The sequence below is a fragment of the Streptomyces sp. RK9 genome (genome assembly GCF_045070545.1).
Classification (GTDB): domain Bacteria; phylum Actinomycetota; class Actinomycetes; order Streptomycetales; family Streptomycetaceae; genus Streptomyces; species Streptomyces alboflavus.
Genome location: NZ_CP173703.1, coordinates 1,824,993 through 1,842,799 on the forward strand (window position 1 = coordinate 1,824,993; position 17,807 = coordinate 1,842,799).

Annotated in this window: 16 protein-coding genes; 3 read left to right on the plus strand and 13 right to left on the minus strand. The window is 74.3% G+C overall.

Features of this window, described 5'->3' with window-relative positions:
• Nucleotides 1–20: 20 nt before the first annotated feature.
• Both AB6L24_RS07090 and AB6L24_RS07095 read right to left on the minus strand, forming a co-directional pair.
• Complete coding sequence (locus AB6L24_RS07090) at nt 21–1,280, minus strand: ABC transporter substrate-binding protein (protein WP_405653333.1); 1,260 nt, start codon at nt 1,278–1,280, stop codon at nt 21–23.
• A 193-nt stretch (nt 1,281–1,473) separates the two neighbouring features.
• Nucleotides 1,474–3,327 carry an APC family permease gene (locus tag AB6L24_RS07095; protein WP_405653335.1) on the minus strand — a complete coding sequence of 618 codons (1,854 nt, stop codon included), beginning with the start codon at nt 3,325–3,327 and terminating at the stop codon, nt 1,474–1,476.
• Nucleotides 3,328–3,556: 229 nt separating this feature from the next.
• On the opposite strand from AB6L24_RS07095, the gene AB6L24_RS07100 reads away from it, so the two are divergent.
• The gene (locus AB6L24_RS07100; protein ID WP_405653337.1) at nt 3,557–4,129 is read left to right on the plus strand and encodes a hypothetical protein; all 573 of its coding nucleotides are present in this window, start codon (nt 3,557–3,559) and stop codon (nt 4,127–4,129) included.
• A gap of 23 nt (nt 4,130–4,152) precedes the next feature.
• On the opposite strand, the gene AB6L24_RS07105 is transcribed toward AB6L24_RS07100, so the two are convergent.
• The 5 genes from AB6L24_RS07105 to AB6L24_RS07125 all read right to left on the minus strand — a co-directional run bounded on the left by AB6L24_RS07105 (nt 4,153) and on the right by AB6L24_RS07125 (nt 10,269).
• Nucleotides 4,153–5,106, minus strand: coding sequence for an oxidoreductase (locus AB6L24_RS07105; RefSeq protein WP_405653339.1), 954 nt, complete (start codon nt 5,104–5,106; stop codon nt 4,153–4,155).
• Nucleotides 5,107–5,195: 89 nt separating this feature from the next.
• Nucleotides 5,196–5,972 carry an SDR family NAD(P)-dependent oxidoreductase gene (locus tag AB6L24_RS07110; protein WP_405653341.1) on the minus strand — a complete coding sequence of 259 codons (777 nt, stop codon included), beginning with the start codon at nt 5,970–5,972 and terminating at the stop codon, nt 5,196–5,198.
• An 88-nt stretch (nt 5,973–6,060) separates the two neighbouring features.
• Complete coding sequence (nirD, locus tag AB6L24_RS07115) at nt 6,061–6,441, minus strand: nitrite reductase small subunit NirD (RefSeq protein ID WP_405653343.1); 381 nt, start codon at nt 6,439–6,441, stop codon at nt 6,061–6,063.
• Entirely contained in the window at nt 6,438–9,035 is a 2,598-nt protein-coding gene (nirB, locus tag AB6L24_RS07120; RefSeq protein ID WP_405653345.1) for a nitrite reductase large subunit NirB, read from the minus strand. The genes nirD and nirB overlap by 4 nt, the downstream gene beginning before the upstream one ends.
• 4 nt (nt 9,036–9,039) lie before the next feature.
• Nucleotides 9,040–10,269 carry an NAD(P)/FAD-dependent oxidoreductase gene (locus AB6L24_RS07125; protein WP_405653347.1) on the minus strand — a complete coding sequence of 410 codons (1,230 nt, stop codon included), beginning with the start codon at nt 10,267–10,269 and terminating at the stop codon, nt 9,040–9,042.
• An 851-nt stretch (nt 10,270–11,120) separates the two neighbouring features.
• On the opposite strand from AB6L24_RS07125, the gene AB6L24_RS07130 reads away from it, so the two are divergent.
• Entirely contained in the window at nt 11,121–11,903 is a 783-nt protein-coding gene (locus AB6L24_RS07130; protein WP_405653349.1) for a sulfite exporter TauE/SafE family protein, read from the plus strand.
• Nucleotides 11,904–11,935: 32 nt separating this feature from the next.
• On the opposite strand, the gene AB6L24_RS07135 is transcribed toward AB6L24_RS07130, so the two are convergent.
• The 4 genes from AB6L24_RS07135 to soxR all read right to left on the minus strand — a co-directional run bounded on the left by AB6L24_RS07135 (nt 11,936) and on the right by soxR (nt 14,882).
• Complete coding sequence (locus AB6L24_RS07135) at nt 11,936–12,577, minus strand: class F sortase (protein WP_405653351.1); 642 nt, start codon at nt 12,575–12,577, stop codon at nt 11,936–11,938.
• 139 nt (nt 12,578–12,716) lie between these two features.
• Nucleotides 12,717–13,268: a hypothetical protein gene (locus AB6L24_RS07140; protein ID WP_380857231.1), complete on the minus strand. Its 552-nt coding sequence runs from the start codon at nt 13,266–13,268 to the stop codon at nt 12,717–12,719.
• Between the two features lie 229 nt (nt 13,269–13,497).
• On the minus strand, nt 13,498–14,343 hold the full coding sequence (locus AB6L24_RS07145) for an aminotransferase class IV (RefSeq protein WP_405653353.1): 846 nt from the start codon (nt 14,341–14,343) through the stop codon (nt 13,498–13,500).
• An 80-nt stretch (nt 14,344–14,423) separates the two neighbouring features.
• The gene (gene soxR / locus AB6L24_RS07150; protein ID WP_380857237.1) at nt 14,424–14,882 is read right to left on the minus strand and encodes a redox-sensitive transcriptional activator SoxR; all 459 of its coding nucleotides are present in this window, start codon (nt 14,880–14,882) and stop codon (nt 14,424–14,426) included.
• A gap of 63 nt (nt 14,883–14,945) precedes the next feature.
• Between soxR and AB6L24_RS07155 the strand changes: the two genes are divergently transcribed.
• Nucleotides 14,946–15,638 (plus strand): NADPH-dependent FMN reductase, encoded by a 693-nt coding sequence (locus tag AB6L24_RS07155; RefSeq protein WP_405653356.1) that lies wholly within the window; start codon nt 14,946–14,948, stop codon nt 15,636–15,638.
• A 19-nt stretch (nt 15,639–15,657) separates the two neighbouring features.
• Here the strand turns inward: AB6L24_RS07155 and AB6L24_RS07160 are convergent, their stop codons facing one another.
• The gene (locus AB6L24_RS07160) at nt 15,658–16,998 is read right to left on the minus strand and encodes an ATP-binding protein (protein ID WP_405653358.1); all 1,341 of its coding nucleotides are present in this window, start codon (nt 16,996–16,998) and stop codon (nt 15,658–15,660) included.
• Nucleotides 16,995–17,711: a hypothetical protein gene (locus AB6L24_RS07165; protein WP_405653361.1), complete on the minus strand. Its 717-nt coding sequence runs from the start codon at nt 17,709–17,711 to the stop codon at nt 16,995–16,997. Before AB6L24_RS07165 ends, AB6L24_RS07160 begins: the two co-directional genes overlap by 4 nt.
• Nucleotides 17,712–17,807 lie beyond the last annotated feature (96 nt).

A 17,807-nucleotide genomic window follows, 5' to 3' on the forward strand; every position in this document is an offset into this window, starting at 1 on the left:
GCGCCGCGCGGCGCCCGCGCTCACGACGACTTCTTCTTCACCCGGTCCAGCTCCGCCGACACCTTCCGCACCACGGACCGCAGTTCGCTCTCCGGGTTCGCCCCGGACTTGATGATCCGGCTGAGTGCGTCCTGGTACGCGACCCGGCTCGCCGGGGTCCAGCGCAGCGGCTCCGCGTACCCGTTGTCGGTGGCGAAGCGCACCGCGTCGGCCGCCGGGCCCTTCGTGAGGACGTCGGCCTTCTTCGCGAGCGACAGACGCGCCGGGATGTGGAAGCCGTAGGACAGGGCGAAGTCCCGCTGGTGGTCGGTGCGTTCGATCCACAGCCACTTCACGAAGTCCTTGGCCGCCTGCTTGTGCGCGCTGCGGGCGCTGACCGCCGAGCCGTACGCCCCCACCGGCACCGCGGGCTCCGCTCCGGACGCGGCGGCGGGGAACGCGGCCACGCCGAAGTCGTCGCCCAGCGCCTTCTCGACCGCGGGCAGCGCCCACAGGCCCGACCACTGCATGGCCGTGAGCCCCTGGACGAACGCCGACGGGTCCGACCAGTCGGAGGGCGCGCCGAGAAGCAGCGACTTGTCCTCGTACAGCGCGCGCAGGTTGCTCAGGGCGCGGGCGGCCGCGGGGTCGTCGAAGCCGACCTCGCCGTCGTCGGTGACGAGCTTCAGGCCCGCCGCGTACAGGGGGGTGCCGCCGAGGGCGCCCGCGCCGCCGTCGTTGCCGAGGAACAGGCCCTTGACCTTCTTCGTCGTCAACTCGCGTGCGGTGTCGACGAGTTCGTCGAGCGACCCGGGCGGGGTGCGGCCCGCGTCGGCGAGGAGGCTCTTGCGGTAGTAGAGGAGCTGCATGTCGACGACCTGGGGGACGGCCCAGATCTGGCCGTCGTACGTCTTCGGCGCGAGCACCGCCGGGTTGAAGTCGTCCTTCACGCCGTCGAACAGGTCGGTGAGGTCGACGACCTGGCCGCCCTGGATCTGGTCCAGGGTGGGGCCGTTGACCTCGAAGACGTCGGGGCCCGACTTGGTGAGGAGCGCGGCGGCGGTCTGCTCGTCGTAGTTGCCGGGGCGCCACTGCACGGACACGTCGGCCTTGTCGTACGCGTCGGCGTACCGCCGCACGGCCTTCTCGGTCCCCGCCTCCCCGTACTGGTGGTACCACTGGGACAGCTTCGGCCCCTTGCCGTCCGAGTCGCCGCCGTCGCGGCCGGTGTTGGAACCGCACGCGGTGAGCAGCCCGAGGGCGGCGCCGGAAGCGAGCACTGTCCTGCGGTCGATGGTCATGCCGTCTCCCCCTGAAGCCTGGATCGTCGGGTACATGCCGGGCCCAACGATCAACCATGCAGGGGGATTACGACAGACGTATTGCAGCCGCGTGTAGCCCTCGCGGGGCGCCCCAGGACGGGCTGGAATCAGCCCGTCCGGCGATTGAGGACGAGGCCCGAAGGGCCGAGAGGGGGAGAGGGGCGCAGCCCCATCAGCGGCGCCCGGCGAGCCGGAACCGCAGTCGGCAGATCACCGCATCGGTGTCCCGCCGCACCGCGTGCGCGAGCACCGCCCCCCGCTGGTTCTGAAGCAGCCGCTGCCACAGATGAGCGGGCTCCACCTCGGGGATCAGCACGGTGACCCGGGTGCCCGGGTGGTACTGATACACCTTCCGCACGTACTCGGCGACGGGCCGCCCCACGGTCCGGGCCGTCGAGGGCAGCTCGACCAGCTCCACCCCGGGCCCCCACAGCTCCCAGTCCCGGCGAAGGGACCGCGCCGCGGCCCGGTCCTCGACGTCGTCGTACGTGACCGTCACGGCCCGCACCTCGTCGCCGAGCGACACCGCCGCGTTCAGGGCCTCGCAGGTCAGCCGGGACAGGCCGGACACGGGGACGATCACCAGGGAGTGGTCGCGGTGCGGCGGCTCGGGGACGCGGCCGAGGCCGAGGTCCGCACCGATGCGACCGTACGCCCGGTGCACGACCTCGAAGACGGCGACGATCGCGGGCAGCGCGAGCACGATCAGCCAGGCGCCCTCGGTGAACTTCGTGGCCGTCACGACGACGGCGGAGACGCCGGTGAGGACCGCGCCGAAGCCGTTGAGCAGCGCCTTCGCGGGCTTGCCCGCCTTGCGCCAGTGGATGACCATGCCGGTCTGGCAGAGCGTGAAGCCGACGAAGACACCGATCGCGAACAGCGGTACGAGGGTGTTGGTGTCGCCGCCGGAGAACACAAGGAGGCCCGCGCCCGCGACGGCGAGCGCGATCACACCGTGCCGGTGGACCTGCCGGTCGGCCTTGAGGGCGAAGACGTGCGGCAGGTAGTTGTCCCGGGCGAGCAGGCTCATCAGGACGGGCAGGCCGCCGAAGGAGGTGTTGGCGGAGAGGGCCAGCAGGATCATCGTGGCGAACTGGACGACGTAGAACGCCCAGTTGTGGCCGAGGGACGCGTCCGTGAGCTGGGCGAGGACGGTGACGCCCTCGACCGGCTGAAGGCCGAAGCGGGAGATGAGGACGGACAGGCCGATCAGCATCACGCCGAGCAGCGCGCCGAGCGCCACCTCCGCGTGCTGGGCGCGCTTGACGCGCGGGGTGCGGAAGGACGGCACGGCGTTGGCGATGGCCTCCACGCCGGTGAGCGCGGAACAGCCCGAGGCGAAAGCTTTCAGCAGAAGCAGGGCGCCGACCGTCGTGGCGTTGTCCGACAGGACCGAGGCATGGCCCTGGGCGGTCTCGGTGGAGACGGGGCCGTCCCGGAACAGGCCGACGGCGACCATCGTGAGGATCGCGCCGACGAACACCGCGGTCGGGGCGATGAACACGCGCGCCGAGTCGACGATGCCGCGCAGGTTGACGGCCGTGATGACGACGAGGACGCCGAGGCACAGGGCGACGCGGTCGCCGTACAGCTCGGGGAAGGCGGAGGTGAGGGCCGCGACGCCCGCCGTCACGGCGACGGCGACGTTCAGGACGTAGTCGAGGACGAGGGACGCGGCGGCGACGAGGCCGGAGCGGCGGCCCAGGTGCGTCTTCGCCGCCGCGTAGCTGCCGCCGCCGTCGGGGAAGGCGGCGATGACCTGCCGGTAGGAGGCGACGAGCACGGCGAGCAGCGCGGCGATCGCGAGGGTCACCGGCAGCGTGAAGCCGAGCCCGTAGCCGCCGGCCGCGGCCAGGACGAGCACGATCGCCTCCGGCCCGTACGCGACCGAGGCCATCGCGTCGAGGGAGAGCGCGGCCAGGCCCTGGAGGGCGGTCAGACGATGACGGTCGCCCGGGTCGGCCGCGCCGGTATCGGGAGGTTCCGCGAGGGCCGGGGCGCCGGGGCGCTCGGAAACGGTCGTCATGCTGGTGCCTTTCGCAGGTCAGCCGGTGTGGTCAAGCCGGCGTGTCAACCCAGCGTCAACGCGGGTGCGGCGGGCGTCGGCACTCCTTGGCGGCTCCTTGACGGGAGCGGGGTGCCTCTTGACGACTTGTTGAGGGGGGCGTCAGCGTCGCATCAAGGTGTGCCATGCATGTGTATGCGCCGCGTCAACGCCACGGACGGGGCCGGGGTGCCGTCCTACGGTGCGGCACATGGGACACGACTGGACGACTCGGGGCAGGAACACGGCGCACGCACTGGACGCGACCCGCGCGCCGGACGCGGACGCCGTGGTGACCGACCGGCGCTGGGCGTCCGACCTGCGGGCCGCCGTCTTCTGCTCGGTCGCGCTGTTCGCCCTGATCATGCTGGTCGACTTCGCGGGCGGGACGCTGAGCGCGGTGCGGACCGGGTGGTGGGCGGGGCTCGCCGTCCTGCTGTACGTCATCCTGCATCCGGTGCGGGTCAGCGCGGGTCCGGGGTGGCTCGCCGTGCGGGGGCCGGTGCGGCGGCGGCACGTGTGCGTCGGGTTGCTGACCAGCGTCCGGGTGAGCGAGACCGTCGCCGCACGGCTCGTCCTGTGTGACTCGCTCGGCAACCGCGTCGAGTTCGACCCGAAGGTCCTCGCCGAGAATCCGCTGCTGCTGCACCGCCTCGACGCGGGGGCTCGGGCTTCCCGGGAGTCGGGGCTGCTGCGGACCGGGTCGGTGGAGCTTTCGCGGCTGCTCGCGCGCTTGGACGGGCGGGAGGCCAGGGCGGTGTTCGAGGCGTCGGGGCTTCGCTAGGGGGTGCGATCGACCTGAGGGGCTCAGCCCTTGAGTGCCCCGTACGTCACCCCCGTCAGCACCTCCGACGCCGCCCAAAGGCGTTCGCCCGCCACGTCGTTGCGGGTCCAGGCGGCTCGTGGGGAGCGGGCGGGGGCGCCGCGCCAGGCGAGGAAGCGGGGGCCCGTGAAGGAGTCGGGGCGTACGTCGGGTGCGGTGGCCGCGTACAGCGTGGGGAGGGCGCCGGTCTCGGCGGACTGGCCGACGAGGCGGTTGAGCACCGCCATGAGGGCTTCCGCGCCCCGGCGGTTCGCCATCCGGGGGCCGGTCGCCTGGAGGTTGGTCGCGGCGTAGCCGGGGTGCGCGGCCGCCGCGATCACGTCGGCGCCGGACTCGGCGAGGCGCCGGGCGAGTTCGTGGACGAACAGCAGGTTGGCCGACTTGGAGCGGGCGTAGGCGGGCCAGCGGCGGTAGCGCAGCTCGCTGTTGAGGTCGCCGATGTCGATGTTGGCGAGCGCGTGGGCCATGCTGGAGACCGTGACGACGCGGGCGCCGGGCGTCGCGAGCAGCTGCGGCAGGAGCAGCCCGGTCAGCGCGAAGTGCCCGAGGTGGTTCACGCCGAACTGCGTCTCGAAGCCGTCCGCGGTGCGCCGGTACGGCAACGCCATCACACCCGCATTGTTGACCAGCAGATCGAGCCGCCCGCCCAGATCCTGCTCGAACCCTTCGGCGAACTCCCGCACGGAGGCCAGGTCCCCGAGGTCGAGACGCCGGAACGCGACGTCCGCGTCCGGCACTTCGTCCGAGAGCAGCCGCACGGCGTCCCCACCGCGCTCCGCGCTGCGGCAGGCGAGCACCACCCGCGCGCCCCGCCGGGCCAGCTCCCGCGCCGTGACGAACCCGATCCCGCTGTTGGCCCCCGTGACGACGGCGACACGCCCTTCCTGGCCGGGAATGTCCCGCGCGGCCCAACTCCTCGTACGCCCACTGCCCGTCATGCCGCTGAGCGTACGCCTGTATGGGCGGCTGGTCAGGGGGGTGACTGTGCGGGGGTGGTGAGGAGTGCGGGGGCGTGGTGGGGGCCCGGTCAGGCCGACGCGCCCCCGTCCACCACCAGGTCCGCGCCCACCACCGACGCCGCGTCGTCCGACGCCAGGTAGAGGACGGCCGCCGCGATCTCCGTGGTGTCCGAGACGCGGCCGAGGGGGGACTCGGACCGCATGCGGGTGGTGCGGTCGGTGGGGGTCTCGCCGGGGCGCAGGGACATCGTGGTGGCCGACGGGCCGGGGCTGACCGCGTTGACGCGGACGCCGTCCTGGATGTGGTCGAGGGCGGCGGCGCGGGTGAGGGCGGAGACGGCGGCCTTCGCGGCGACGTAGCCGGCGATGCCGGGGCGGCGTTTGTGGGCGCCGAGGTTGGAGGAGATGTTCACGATCGCGCCGCCGCCGTCCTGGGTGCGCATCTGGCGGGCCTCGGCGCGCAGGGCGAGGAAGACGCCGGTGACGTTGGTGTCGAGCAGGGTCTGCCAGTCCTCCTCGGGGAAGTCGGCGATCGGGGCGCCGCCGCGGAAGACGCCCGCGTTGTTCACGGCCACGTCGAGGGAGCCGAAGCGGTCGACGGCGGCGCGCACCGCGGCTTCGACGTCCGCGGCGCGCGTCACGTCGGCGGGGTGCGCGAGGGCCGTGCCGCCCGCCTCCTCGATCAGCGTCACCGTCTCCTTCAGGGGGGCCTCGGAGCGGCCCGTGACGACGACGTTCGCGCCCTCGGCGGCGAGGGCCAGGGCGATGGCGCGGCCGAGGCCGGAGCCGCCGCCGGTGACGAGGGCGGTGCGGCCGGTGAAGCGGGTGCGGGCGGCGGTGGGCATGGGAGGGCTCCTCGGCGTACGGGCGTGGGGCTCTCCTCGGTGGGGGAGAGCGCCCGGTCCGCCTAGTATTGGACTGGGCGATCCAATACTAGGCGCAGACCCGCGCCTCGTACACCCCGACCCCCGCCTCGTCGTCGTCCAGACACCGCCCCGTCTCCAGGTCGAAGCGCTGCTTCAGGAGTGGCGAGGCCACGAACGGGCGGCCGTCCGCCGAGCCGACCAGGCCCCGGGAGAGCACGGCCGCGCCGGAGAACGGGTCGCGGTTGTCGATGGCGTACAGGCGTCCGGTCCGGTCCAGGAAGAGGGCCGCCTGCCGCCGGCCGTCGGGGAGCAGCACGGCCACGCCCCGGCCCGGGGTGAGCCGGGCCGCCGCGCACACGGTCAACCAGGACCCGTCCAGGCGGAGTTGGACGCTTGCGTCGGCGGTGGTGACGGTCGGGGCGGGCGCCGTCTCGGTCATCGTGGTCATCGCGCGGAGCTTCCTTCCAGGGGCCGCAGGGTCAGCAGCGGCAGGTCGGGCTTGATCTGGTCGCGCTCGGGGACGAACGCCACCAGCGGGTCCGGCGCCTCGGGCGCGTTCACGAACGACACGAAGCGGGCCAGGCGGTCCGGGTCGGCCAGCGTCTCGGCCCACTCGTCGCGGTAGTGCGTGACGTGGTCCGCCATCAGGGCCTCCAACTCGGCGCAGATGCCGAGCGAGTCGTCCACCACCACGTCCCGTACGTGCTCCAGGCCCCCGTCGATCCGCTCCAGCCACGCCGAGGTGCGCTCCAGGCGGTCGGCGGTGCGGATGTAGAACATCAGGAACCGGTCGATGAGCCGGACCAGGCCGACGTCGTCCAGGTCCTGGGCGAGCAGGTCCGCGTGGCGCGGGGTCGCGCCGCCGTTGCCGCCGACGTACAGGTTCCAGCCGCTCGCCGTGGCGATCACGCCGAAGTCCTTGGAACGGGCCTCCGCGCACTCGCGGGCGCACCCCGACACCGCCGACTTCAGCTTGTGCGGCGCGCGCAGGCCCCGGTAGCGCAGCTCCAGGTCGATCGCCATGCGCACCGAGTCCTGCACGCCGTACCGGCACCAGGTCTGCCCGACGCACGACTTCACCGTGCGCAGCGCCTTGCCGTACGCGTGCCCCGACTCGAAGCCCGCGTCGACGAGCCGCGCCCAGATCACCGGCAACTGCTCGACCCGGGCGCCGAAGAGGTCGATGCGCTGACCGCCGGTGATCTTCGTGTAGAGGCCGAACTCCCGTGCCACCTCGCCGATCACGATGAGCTTGTCCGGGGTGATCTCGCCGCCCGGGATGCGCGGCACCACCGAATAGGAGCCGTTCTTCTGGAGATTGGCGAGGAAGTGGTCGTTGGTGTCCTGCAGGGCCGCCTGTTCGCCGTCCAGGACGTAGCCGTCGGCGCCGATCGCGGGCGCGAGGGAGGCGATGACCGAGGCGACGGCGGGCTTGCACGTCTCGCAGCCCTCGCCGCCGCGTGCCGACTCGCGGCCGTGCCGGTCGAGCAGGTCCCGGAAGGAGGTGACGCGCAGGGTGCGGACGATCTCGTACAGCTCCTGGCGGGTCTGCGCGAAGCACCCGCACAGGCCCTGGTCGCCGGACTGCGGCAGGAGCTGGCCGATGAGCTTGACGCAACTCCCGCAGCCCGTACCGGCCTTGGTGCACTTCTTGACCTCCGGCAGCGTCGCGCACGCCTGCACGGCGGCCTTCGTGACGTTGTGGCAGTTGCACACCACGGCGTCGTCCGGCAGCGCCTCCGGGCCGAGGGCCGGGGCGGCGCCCGCGCCCGCGGGGAGCACCAGCTGCTCGGCGGGCACCGGCGGCACCGACCCGGTCAGCGCGCGCAGCGTCCCGTACGACTCCGTGTCCCCGACCAGGACGCCGCCGAGGAGCGTGCCGTCCGCGCCGACGACGAGCTTCTTGTACGTGCCCGCGCGCGAGTCCGCGTACGCGACGTCCAGGCAGCCGTCCGCCGTGCCGTGCGCGTCGCCGAACGACGCCACGTCCACGCCGAGCAGCTTCAGCTTCGTGGACATGTCGGCGCCGGTGAACGAGGCGTCCGTGCCCTCGGAGTTCTCGGAGTTCTCGGAGGCGAGGGCGGCGGCGGCCGTCTGCGCCATCTCGTAGCCCGGCGCGACCAGGCCGTACACCCTGCCGTCCACGGCCTGCGCGCACTCGCCGATCGCGTACACGTGCGGGTCGCTCGTGCGGCACCGCTCGTCCACGGTGACCCCGCCGCGCTCGCCGACCGCGAGGCCGCAGTCGCGGGCCAGCTGGTCGCGGGGGCGCACGCCCGCCGAGAACACCACCAGGCCGACGTCCAGTTCGGAGCCGTCCGACAGGCGCATCGCGCGCACCGCGCCCGCCTCGTCGGTCACGATCTCCTGCGTGCCCGTGCCCGTGTGCACGGCGAGCCCCCGGCCCGTCAGCGTGCGCAGGAGCGCCGCGCCGCCGCCGTCGTCGACCTGCGCGGGCATCAGGCGCGGGGCGAACTCCACGATGTGCGTGGCGAGTCCGAGCCCCTGCAGGGCGCCCGCCGCCTCCAGGCCGAGCAGCCCGCCGCCGACCACCGCGCCCGTCGTGGCGCCCGCCTTCGCGTACGCCTCGATGGCCAGGACGTCCTCGATGGTGCGGTAGACGAAGCAGCCGTCCGCGTCCTTGCCCGGCACCGGCGGCACGAACGGCACCGAACCGGTGGCGAGGACGAGGGTGTCGTAGCCGAGGACGCGGCCCGAGCGCGCGGTGACGGTCCGCGCCGCGCGGTCGATCCGCTCCGCCGGGTCGCCGAGGCACAGCTCGATGCCGTGCCGCTCCATGAACCCGGCCTCGGTGACGGAGAGTTCGTCCGGTGTCGTGCCCGAGAAGTACGAGGTGAGCTGGACGCGGTCGTAGGCCGGGCGCGGCTCCTCGCACAGGACGACGACGTGGTGCGTCCGGGTCAGGCCGTGCTCGGCGAGGGCTTCGAGGAAGCGCTGGCCGACCATGCCGTGCCCGACCAGGACAAGGTTCTTCTGCGGTGCCGGATGCGGGGTCGCACGCGGGGTCGAGGTCGCGTCCATGGGTTCAGTGGCCTCCGTCGTGAGTGAGCAGGTGCAGCAGCGGGCTGCCGTCGTCGGGCAGGGCCTCGTCGGCCTCCCAGGCCCGGGCGAGCGCGCCCACGGCCGTCAGCTCGCCGAGGAGCACGCCGCCGACGAGGCGGTCGCCGCGCACGACGACCTTGCGGTACGTGCCCCGGGTGGCGTCCGTCAGGCGCACCACGTCGTCGTCCGGGCGGGTCTCCGGGTCGCCGAACGCCGCGATGTCCAGGGGGTGTTCGTGGTGCGGCAGGGTCAGCCGGGTCAGGGAACGGGTGCCTGCGTACGGGCGGGCCGACTCCGGGGCGGTCAGGGCGGCGGCGAGGGCGTCGGCCTGGTCGAGGGCGGGGGCCGCGAGACAGGGGGCCGCGCCCGCGTGCTCGGCGCAGTCGCCGATGGCGTACACGTGCGGGTCGCTGGTGCGCAGGCAGTCGTCCACGACGACGCCGCGCCGCACGTCCAGGCCCGCCGCCCGGGCCAGGCCGGTGCGGGGGCGGACCCCGCAGGCCAGGACCGTCAGATCGGTGCCGAGTACGTAGCCGTCGGCCAGTTCCACCGACCGTACGGCGCCGTCCGACTGCCGTACGCCGCGCACCCGGCACTCGGTGTGCACCTCCACGCCGAGCGCGGTGAGGTGGCGGCGCACCAGCTCGGACGCGTCCGGGTCGAGCTGCCGCTCCATCAGGCGGTCGCCCTGCTGGGCCAGGACCACCCGCACGCCCCGGTCCGCGAGGGCCCGTGCCGCGCACACGCCGAGCAGGCCGCCGCCGACGACGACCGCCCGCGCGCCCGGGCGGGCCGCCTCCGACAGGGCCAGGCAGTCCGCCATCGTCCGGAACGCGTGCACGCCGCCCGGCAGGTCGCGGGCCCCCGGCTCGAACAGTCCGCGCAGCGGGGGCAGCACGGGGTTCGCGCCGGTGGCGAGCACCAGGTTCTCGTACGCCACCCGGGAGCCGTCCTCGCACAGCACCACCCGCTCCGCCCGGTCGATCCGGACCGCCCGCGTCCGCAGGTACCGCTCCGGCGCGGGCTCCGGCAGCGCGATCACCTCCGGCCCGTACCGGCCCGCGAGCACCTCGGTGAGGAGCACCCGGTTGTACGGGGCGTACGCCTCCTCGCCGATCAGCAGCGCGGCGCCGCCGAGCCTGGCGGCGAGCCGGGCTCCGGCGAGCCCGGCCCCCAGGACGACGGTGCGCTGCCGCGGGTCTCTGGTGGTCATGTCCCGCAGCCTGCTGGGCCGGGGTTTCCCGGCGGGGGCCGTGGTGTTTCGGCGGGGGAACGGGTGCCTCAGCGAAGTCGCCGACCGCCTGTGAGGACGAGTCCGGCCTCGGGCCCGTGGGGGGTGCCCACCGCTACCGCGGCGGGTTCGTCCCACCCTCCCCCAAGCTCTCGGCTTCGCTCGAGCAGGGGGGACCCCCATCCCGTTCACCGTTGGACGCGGGGTGGGCCCCGGGCCCGGGTGGTCTTCTGGCCTCGGGTCGGTGGGTGGTGCCCGCCGCTAGCGCGGCGGGTTGCTCCCGCCCGCCCACCCGTTTGCTGTGGGGCGTGGGGTGGGCCCCGGGGGGTTGTTTGTGGTGGAGGAGGGCTTCCTCCTCGGGCCGGTGGGTGGTGCCCGCCGCTCCCGCGGCGGGTTGCTCCCGCCCGCCCACCCGTTTGCCCTGGGACGTGGGGTGGGCCCCCGGGGGTGGTCTGTGGCCGGGTGGGGCTCCGTCCTCGGGTCGGTGGGTGGGTTCCGCCGCTGTCGCGGCGGGTTCTCCCGCCCGCCCACCCGTTCACCGTTGGACGTGGGGTGGGCCCCCGGGGGTAGTCGGTGGCGGAGCGGGATTGCCGTCTCGGGCCCGTGGGTCCGGTGGTGCCGCCTCGCGCGGTCGTCCAGCGCCGGGCCCCGAGGCGTTGCGGTCACCCTGGGACCACGGTGCGGGTGGGCGGGTGGGACGGAATCCGCCGCGCAGCGGCGGAGGACGGTTGCAGCACCACCTCACGCCGCCCGATGGCGCCAACCTCTGAAGTCCCTCAAGTCCCCCAGATTTCCGTGGACGCACCACCTACCCCCTCCATAGGGTCGCGATCATGCCCGACATACCGACGACCGCCGTCGTCGTCCTGTGCCTCGCCGCGTTCGCGGCCGGTTGGATCGACGCCGTGGTGGGCGGCGGAGGGCTCCTGCTGCTGCCCGCGCTGCTGCTCGGCCTGCCGGGGTCCACCCCGGCGGCGACCGCGCTCGGCACGAACAAGGCGGTGGCGATCGTCGGCACCACGGGCGCCGCCGTGACGTACGTCCGCAAGGCCCCCATCGACGTCGGCACCGCCGTGAAGATCGGGCTCGCCGCACTCGCCGGTTCCATGGGCGGAGCCTTCTTCGCCGCCGGGATGAGCACCGAGGTGCTCAAGCCCGTGATCATGGCCGTCCTCGTCGGCGTCGGCGCGTTCGTCATCTTCCGCCCCGACTTCGGCACCGCCCCCGCGACCGGCCCGCTGCCGCCCCGCCGGGTCCTCGCCGCCATCGGCCTCGCAGGCGTCGGCATCGGCTTCTACGACGGCCTCATCGGCCCCGGCACGGGCACCTTCCTCGTGCTCGCCCTGACCGCCGTGCTCCGGTTCGACCTGGTCACCGCCTCCGCCAACGCGAAGATCGTCAACTGCTGCACCAACGCGGGCGCCCTCGCCATGTTCGCCTGGCAGGGCGCCGTCCTCTGGCAGCTCGCCGCCGTCCTCGCCGTCTTCAACCTCGCGGGCGGCACCCTCGGCGCCCGCACCGCCCTGAAGAAGGGCAGCGGGTTCGTGCGGATCGTGCTGCTCACGACCGTGGTCGGGCTCGTGGCGAAGATGGCGTACGAGCAGTGGGTGGCGTAGGGGAGTGCGGCTGAGGCCACCGGCCAGGAATCTCAGCGCGTGCCCGTCAGGTGCGCGAACACCACCACATTGCCCTGGTAACCCGTCTTCTTCGAGTACGCCCCGCCACACGTGATCACCCGCAGCTCCGGCCGCCCCGCCGCGCCGTACACCTTCTCGTCGGGGAAGCCCTTCGCGTCGTACACCTCCACGGCGTACACCGTGAACAGCGCCACCCCGCCGTCCCGCCGCTCCACCTCGATGACCCGGCCCTTCGCGAGGCCGCCCAGGCGGTAGAAGACCGCCGGGCCCTCCGCGTTGTCGACGTGCCCGGCCAGCACCGCCGTGCCGCGCTCGCCCGGCGTGGTGCCCGCCTCGTACCAGCCCGCGAGGTTCTTGTGCCGGGGCGGCGGTACGTCGAGGCTGCCCCGGCGGTTGAGGCCGAGGCCCATCAGGGGGGCGTCCACGTCGATCGCCGGGATCCGGATCCGGTCGGGCGGTGACGGGGGCAGCGGGGCGGGCGCGGGGCCCGCGCGGGTGGTGCCCGGCGCGGCCGCCTGCGCGGCGGACGGCTGCGGGGGCGGGTGCCCCGCGGTGCCCTCGCGCACCAGCCAGGCGCCGCCGCACAGGGCGAGCGCGGTGGCCACCGCTATGACCCAGGTGCCGAACCTGCCTCGCCGCTGTGTCCGCCGCATGGCTCGCCCCCTCGGGGAAGGGTAGGGAAACGTATCGGTGCGGGTGGTGGCGTTCCCGCCTCCCCCGCCGGACACGAGGGACGTGCGGCCGGCAGGGGGAGGGGGAGCGGCGGTACCCGCGGACCGCGGAGGGGGCCCGTCAGATCCTGTCGCCTCTCGCCCGGCGATGCAGGAGCCAGGTACCGCCCGCGGCGGCGAGGGCGAGTACCGCCACGCCCGCCGCGGTCTTCACGGGGTCGGGGCCGAGCGCGCCACCGACCCCCGTCTTCACATGCCCCTTCGGATGCACCGGCACCGGCACCGGCTGCTCCTCGCGGGCGGACGCCGTGGACGTGAGCGTCACCGACAGGTCGCCCGCCACCTCGCGGCCGCCGGATCCCGCGCAGCGCGCCACGATCTCGTACGTCCCGGGCTGCGCCGACGGCGGCACCTTGAACCGCCCGGACGCCACCTCGGCCCGCGCCTTCGAGGCCAGCGCGAAGGTGCCCGCGCCGACCGCGCTGGCGTCGCCCGTCGCGGTGGCGTCCCTGCCGCACGCCGTGGTGTTCACCGTGACGGTGGTGCCGGGCGTGACGGTGGCCGGGGTCACCTGGAGGCCGCCCGCGGGTCCGGCGGACGCGGGGGCGGCGCACAGGCCCGCCGAGGTGACGGCGAGTGCGGCGGCGGTCGTCAGCTGGCGGGCTGTGCGCATGGGGCTTGCTCCTGTCGAGGCCTTCGTGCGGGACGCACCTCCGAGGTAAGTGGCACTCGGCCACGCACGCCTGCTGAAGCCCTGTCAGAAACCCTGCGAGGACCCGGCCCCTGACGCATCGACGACAACGTTCCAGCAGGTCACCACGCGTGTCGCGGAAAGGATCCGAAGCCGCGCCGCGGCGCCTGTGAATGGGTGACCCGGGGCCGGGCCGACAGCTGGGCCCGGCTCAGATCACGTCCCGGGGCACCGCCTCGTACACTTCCGAGACGGCCGCCATCAGCTTGTCGTCGACGGGCAGGTCCAGGTCGTCGACGCGGCGCACCGGGCTGACGCCCCAGGAGTTCGTGACGAGGGCCGCCCGGTACGAGGGCAGGTCCCGCAGCCGTACCGGCCCGAGCCGCGTGGGCAGGCCCGCGTCCGCGAGCCGGTCGAGCAGCAGCCGCATGGTGATGCCGGTCAGGTGCGGGGCGTTTGGCCACACGAGGTCGCGCCCGTCGAAGAAGGCCACATTGGTGATCGCGCCCTCGCTGATCAGGCCGTCGGGGCCGGTGAGCAGCGCCTCGTCGTAGCCCGCGCGGCGCGCCTGTCGGCCGTGGTAGGCCTGCCCGAAGCCGCCGAGGTGCTTGATGTGCGCGACCGGCCGTACGTACGGCACGGACTTCAGGGCCTGCGCCCGCTCGGCCATCACGGCGGGCAGCTCGGTGGGCGGCCGCACGGTGACCATCAGGGACGGGGTGCCGCCGGGGGCGTGCACGTACACGCGGACGGAGGCGTCGGCGATGACGCCCGTCGGGCCGTCGGCGCCGCCGTCCCCGGCGAGCACGTGCCGGATCAGCTCGCGGACCCGCTCGCCGTCGAGCTCCTGGTCGAAGAGTTCCCGCGTCGCGGCGTCCAGGCGGTCGAGGTGCGGCCCGAGTCCGCGCACCCTGCCGCCCCTGACCTGCATGGCGGTGAAGTGTCCGAAGCTGTCGAGGGCGCGCGCCCGCAGCGTCTCGACGGTGCCGGGGGCGCCGTCGATCTCCAGTCGGGTGACGTCGGCGGTGGTGGCGGTGAGGGGCGGTGGTGTGGTCATGGGGCCACCGTACGTTCGGAGTTCACCGGGCCGGGTGGCTCGGGCGGTCCGGTGCTTGCGGGGGTCCCGGGGCGGGCGGCTCAGTCCTCCAGCAGGCGGCGCGGGCCCGGGCCGTGCGCGGCCAGCTCGTCCCACGGGTTCGACAGGGCGCAGCGGTCCAGGGAGAGGCAGCCGCAGCCGATGCAGTCGCTCAGGTTGTCGCGGAGGCGCTGCAGGGTGCGGATGCGCTCGTCCAGGTCCGCGCGCCAGCACTCGGAGATCTTGGCCCAGTCCTCGCGGGTGGGCGTCCGGTCCTCGGGGAGCAGCTTCAGGACCTCGCGGATGGTGGCCAGCGGGATGCCGAGCCGCTGCGAGGTGCGGATGAAGGCGACGCGGCGCAGCGTGTCACGGCTGTAGCGGCGCTGGTTGCCGGTGGTGCGACGGCTGGAGATGAGCCCTTCGCGCTCGTAGAAGCGCAAGGCGGAGGGCGCGACTCCGCTGCGCTCGGCGAGTTCGCCGACGGTGGCTTCCTTGGCGTCCGGTGCGAGATGCGTCGTCATGCCGCCAGATTAGTCGCGGGCGCGGCTTGACCTGAACCAAGGTTTAACTAAGAAGCTCTCCGCATGAACACCACGACGGCCAAGGCCGCTTCGCAGTCAGCTTCCTCGTCCCCTGCTACCTCGTCCGCTGCTTCCTCCCCTGCTCCGTCCCCCGACCCCGCCTTCGCGTCCTCGGCCCGTACGCCGGTGAAGGTCGCCGTCATCGTCGGCAGCAACCGCGAGGGCCGCTTCGGCCCGGTCGTCGCCGAGTGGCTGCTCGCCCGGGTGCGCGCCCACGAGGGCTTCGAGGCGGACCTCATCGACCTGGCCGACGTCGACCTGCCCACCTCCCTCTCCTTCCGCCCGTCCGTCGAGGTCATCGCCGAACTCGACAAGGTCACACCGAAGTTGGCGGAGGCCGACGCGTTCGTCGTCCTCACGCCCGAGTACAACCACTCCTACCCCGCGTCCCTGAAGAACGTCATCGACTGGCACCGCGACGAGTGGCAGGCCAAGCCCGTCGCCCTGGTCTCCTACGGCGGCATCTCCGGCGGCCTGCGCGCCGTGGAGCACCTGCGCCAGGTCTTCGCCGAGCTGCACATGGTCACCGTCCGCGACACCGTCTCCTTCCACAACGCGGGCGCGCTCTTCGACGACGAGGGCGCCCACCGGGACCCGTCGGTCGCGGAGGCCGCCGCGAAGGGGATGCTGGACCAGCTGCACTGGTGGGCGTGGGCGCTGCGGTCGGCCAAGGAGACGCGCTCGTACGGGAGTTGAGCGGCACGTGGGTGCCCCCTCACGCCTCCGGCAGGCGTACCACCGCCACCGCGCCCCCGTCGTCCGCGTTGGCGAGGTCCACCCGCGCGCCGATGACGGCGGCCTGGCCGAGGGCGATGGTCAGGCCGAGCCCGGTGCCCTGGCCGCGTTCGCGGGCGCCCGTCTGGAACCGCTGCGGGCCCTCGCGCAGCAGGTGCGGCGGGAAGCCGGGGCCGTGGTCGCGGACCGTCACGGCGGCGCCGTCGACGCTCAGGTCGACGGGGCCGCCGCCGTGTCGGTGGGCGTTGCTGACGAGGTTGGTCAGGATCCGCTCCAGACGGCGCGCGTCGGTCCGTACGAGCCGCTCGTCGACGGAGCTGAACCGCACCCCGCACCCGCTGAACCGCTCGGTGCGGCCCGCCCGTTGGACCATGCCCGCGACGAGCGTGCCGAGCGGACGCACGTCCAGGTCGGGCCGCTCCACGTCGGCGTCGAGCCGGGCGACCTCCAGGAGGTCCTCGGTGAGGGCGCGCAGCGCCCCGACGCGGTCGCGCACCAGCTCGGTGGGGCGGCTCGGCGGCAGGAGTTCGGCGGCGGTGTGCAGCCCGGTCAGCGGCGTGCGCAGTTCGTGGGCGACGTCCGCGGTGAACCGCTGCTCGGCCTCCAGGCGCCGCTGCAGCGTCGCGGCCATGGTGTCGACGGCGGTGGCGAGGTCGGCGACCTCGTTCCTGCCGTGCCGGAAGCCCGGCGGCAGCGGATGCCCGATGCGGGCGTCCAACTCGCCCTGGCTGATGCGGCGCGCCGTCGCGGCCGCGGTGCGCAGATCGCGGCTGAGCCTGCTGGCGAGCCCGGCGCCGCCGAGCGCGGCCAGGGCCACGACGACGGCGCCGGACACGATCAGCTGCTGGTCGAACTCGGCCATCTCGTCGGCCTGTTCGCGCAGCGGGAGGCGTACGGACAGGACGTGGTCGCCGACCGGCCGCGCCGCCCACACCGACGGCTCGTCCGCGTCCATGTCCAGATACGTGCTGCGCTGCCCGTCGAGCGCGGCGGCCCGCAGCGGCTCCGGAAGGCCGCGCGCGTCGATCGCCGCGTCCGTGTCGTCCTGGGGGACCTGCCCCGTCAGCTCGTACACCTGCCGTACGCGGACGAGCTGCGCCGTGGCCGCCGACCGCGCGCCCTCGCACACCTGGTCCAGGCGGGCGTTGTGGATGAGCAGCCCGATGGCGAGGGCGACGACCGCGCAGCCCCCGGCGAGCAGCGCGGCGATCTTCCAGCGCAGGCCGAGGGTCGCCCAGCGCGGGCCGACGGCGGCGAGGGCGCGCAGGGCACGGCGGGATGCGGCGCGCAGGAGCCGGGCGGGCGGGAAGCGGAGCGTCATGGGCGGGCCCCGGGGGATTCCGGGAGCCCGGGCCGGCCGCCCGAACCCCCCTCCTCACCCGTGCTGCCCTTCCCGCCCTCCCCGCCCTCCCCGCCCTCCCCACCCTTCCCGTCCTTGCCGTAACTCCTGACGTCACTGACGGTGGACATCCGGGTGCCGTCCCAGTGGAAGCGGACGGCCTGCTCGCCGCCCTCCGCGCAGGGGCTGCGGACCAGCAGATCGGTGCCGAGGGTCTCGACGGCGAGGCGCCGTCCGGCGGTGAACAGGACCGGATAGACCTTGCCGCGCTTCTCGTAGTAGACGACGAGCACGCTGCGCCCGCTCTCCACGTCGACGGCGACCACCATCTCGGGCCTGCCGTCCCCGGTGAGGTCGGTGAGCACCGGCGGCCGGATGCCCGGCCGCCCCGGCTTCTTGACCACGGGCCGGTCGGCGAGGGTACGCAGCCGGGTGTCCGCGCGCAGCAGCTCCCGCACGTCGGCCTCGGCGAGCCCGCCGGGCCCGAGCGGGCCGAGCCCGTCCAGCGGCTCGGGCGGCGGCTGCCGCGACGTCGGGTCCTCGCCGGGCGCCGACGGCGACGAACCCGACCAGGCGGACCACAGCGGCTCGGGGCGCGGCTGCACCGACACCGGCGGCGCGGGATCGCTGTCGCCGAGGCCGCTGCCGGCGCCGCACGCGGACAGCACGGCGACGGCCAGGGCGGCCAGGGGCACGCCAGGCGGGATGCGGAAGCGCGGGTTCATGTGAGAGCCGGGGAGTGGGGGGCGGGTGGGGGTGACCGGTCACCGCTGTCGACGGTAGGAAGGGCG

Coding starts and splice junctions, on each gene's coding strand:
- AB6L24_RS07160 (WP_405653358.1), bottom strand. CDS start 16,998: ATGACGCTCCGCTTCCCGCCCGCCCGGCTCCTGCGCGCCGCATCCCGC.
- AB6L24_RS07140 (WP_380857231.1), bottom strand. CDS start 13,268: ATGCGCACAGCCCGCCAGCTGACGACCGCCGCCGCACTCGCCGTCACC.
- AB6L24_RS07145 (WP_405653353.1), bottom strand. CDS start 14,343: ATGACCACACCACCGCCCCTCACCGCCACCACCGCCGACGTCACCCGA.
- nirD (WP_405653343.1), bottom strand. CDS start 6,441: ATGACCACGATGACCGAGACGGCGCCCGCCCCGACCGTCACCACCGCC.
- soxR (WP_380857237.1), bottom strand. CDS start 14,882: ATGACGACGCATCTCGCACCGGACGCCAAGGAAGCCACCGTCGGCGAA.
- nirB (WP_405653345.1), bottom strand. CDS start 9,035: ATGGACGCGACCTCGACCCCGCGTGCGACCCCGCATCCGGCACCGCAG.
- AB6L24_RS07105 (WP_405653339.1), bottom strand. CDS start 5,106: ATGACGGGCAGTGGGCGTACGAGGAGTTGGGCCGCGCGGGACATTCCC.
- AB6L24_RS07100 (WP_405653337.1), top strand. CDS start 3,557: ATGGGACACGACTGGACGACTCGGGGCAGGAACACGGCGCACGCACTG.
- AB6L24_RS07095 (WP_405653335.1), bottom strand. CDS start 3,327: ATGACGACCGTTTCCGAGCGCCCCGGCGCCCCGGCCCTCGCGGAACCT.
- AB6L24_RS07130 (WP_405653349.1), top strand. CDS start 11,121: ATGCCCGACATACCGACGACCGCCGTCGTCGTCCTGTGCCTCGCCGCG.
- AB6L24_RS07135 (WP_405653351.1), bottom strand. CDS start 12,577: ATGCGGCGGACACAGCGGCGAGGCAGGTTCGGCACCTGGGTCATAGCG.
- AB6L24_RS07125 (WP_405653347.1), bottom strand. CDS start 10,269: ATGACCACCAGAGACCCGCGGCAGCGCACCGTCGTCCTGGGGGCCGGG.
- AB6L24_RS07155 (WP_405653356.1), top strand. CDS start 14,946: ATGAACACCACGACGGCCAAGGCCGCTTCGCAGTCAGCTTCCTCGTCC.
- AB6L24_RS07090 (WP_405653333.1), bottom strand. CDS start 1,280: ATGACCATCGACCGCAGGACAGTGCTCGCTTCCGGCGCCGCCCTCGGG.
- AB6L24_RS07110 (WP_405653341.1), bottom strand. CDS start 5,972: ATGCCCACCGCCGCCCGCACCCGCTTCACCGGCCGCACCGCCCTCGTC.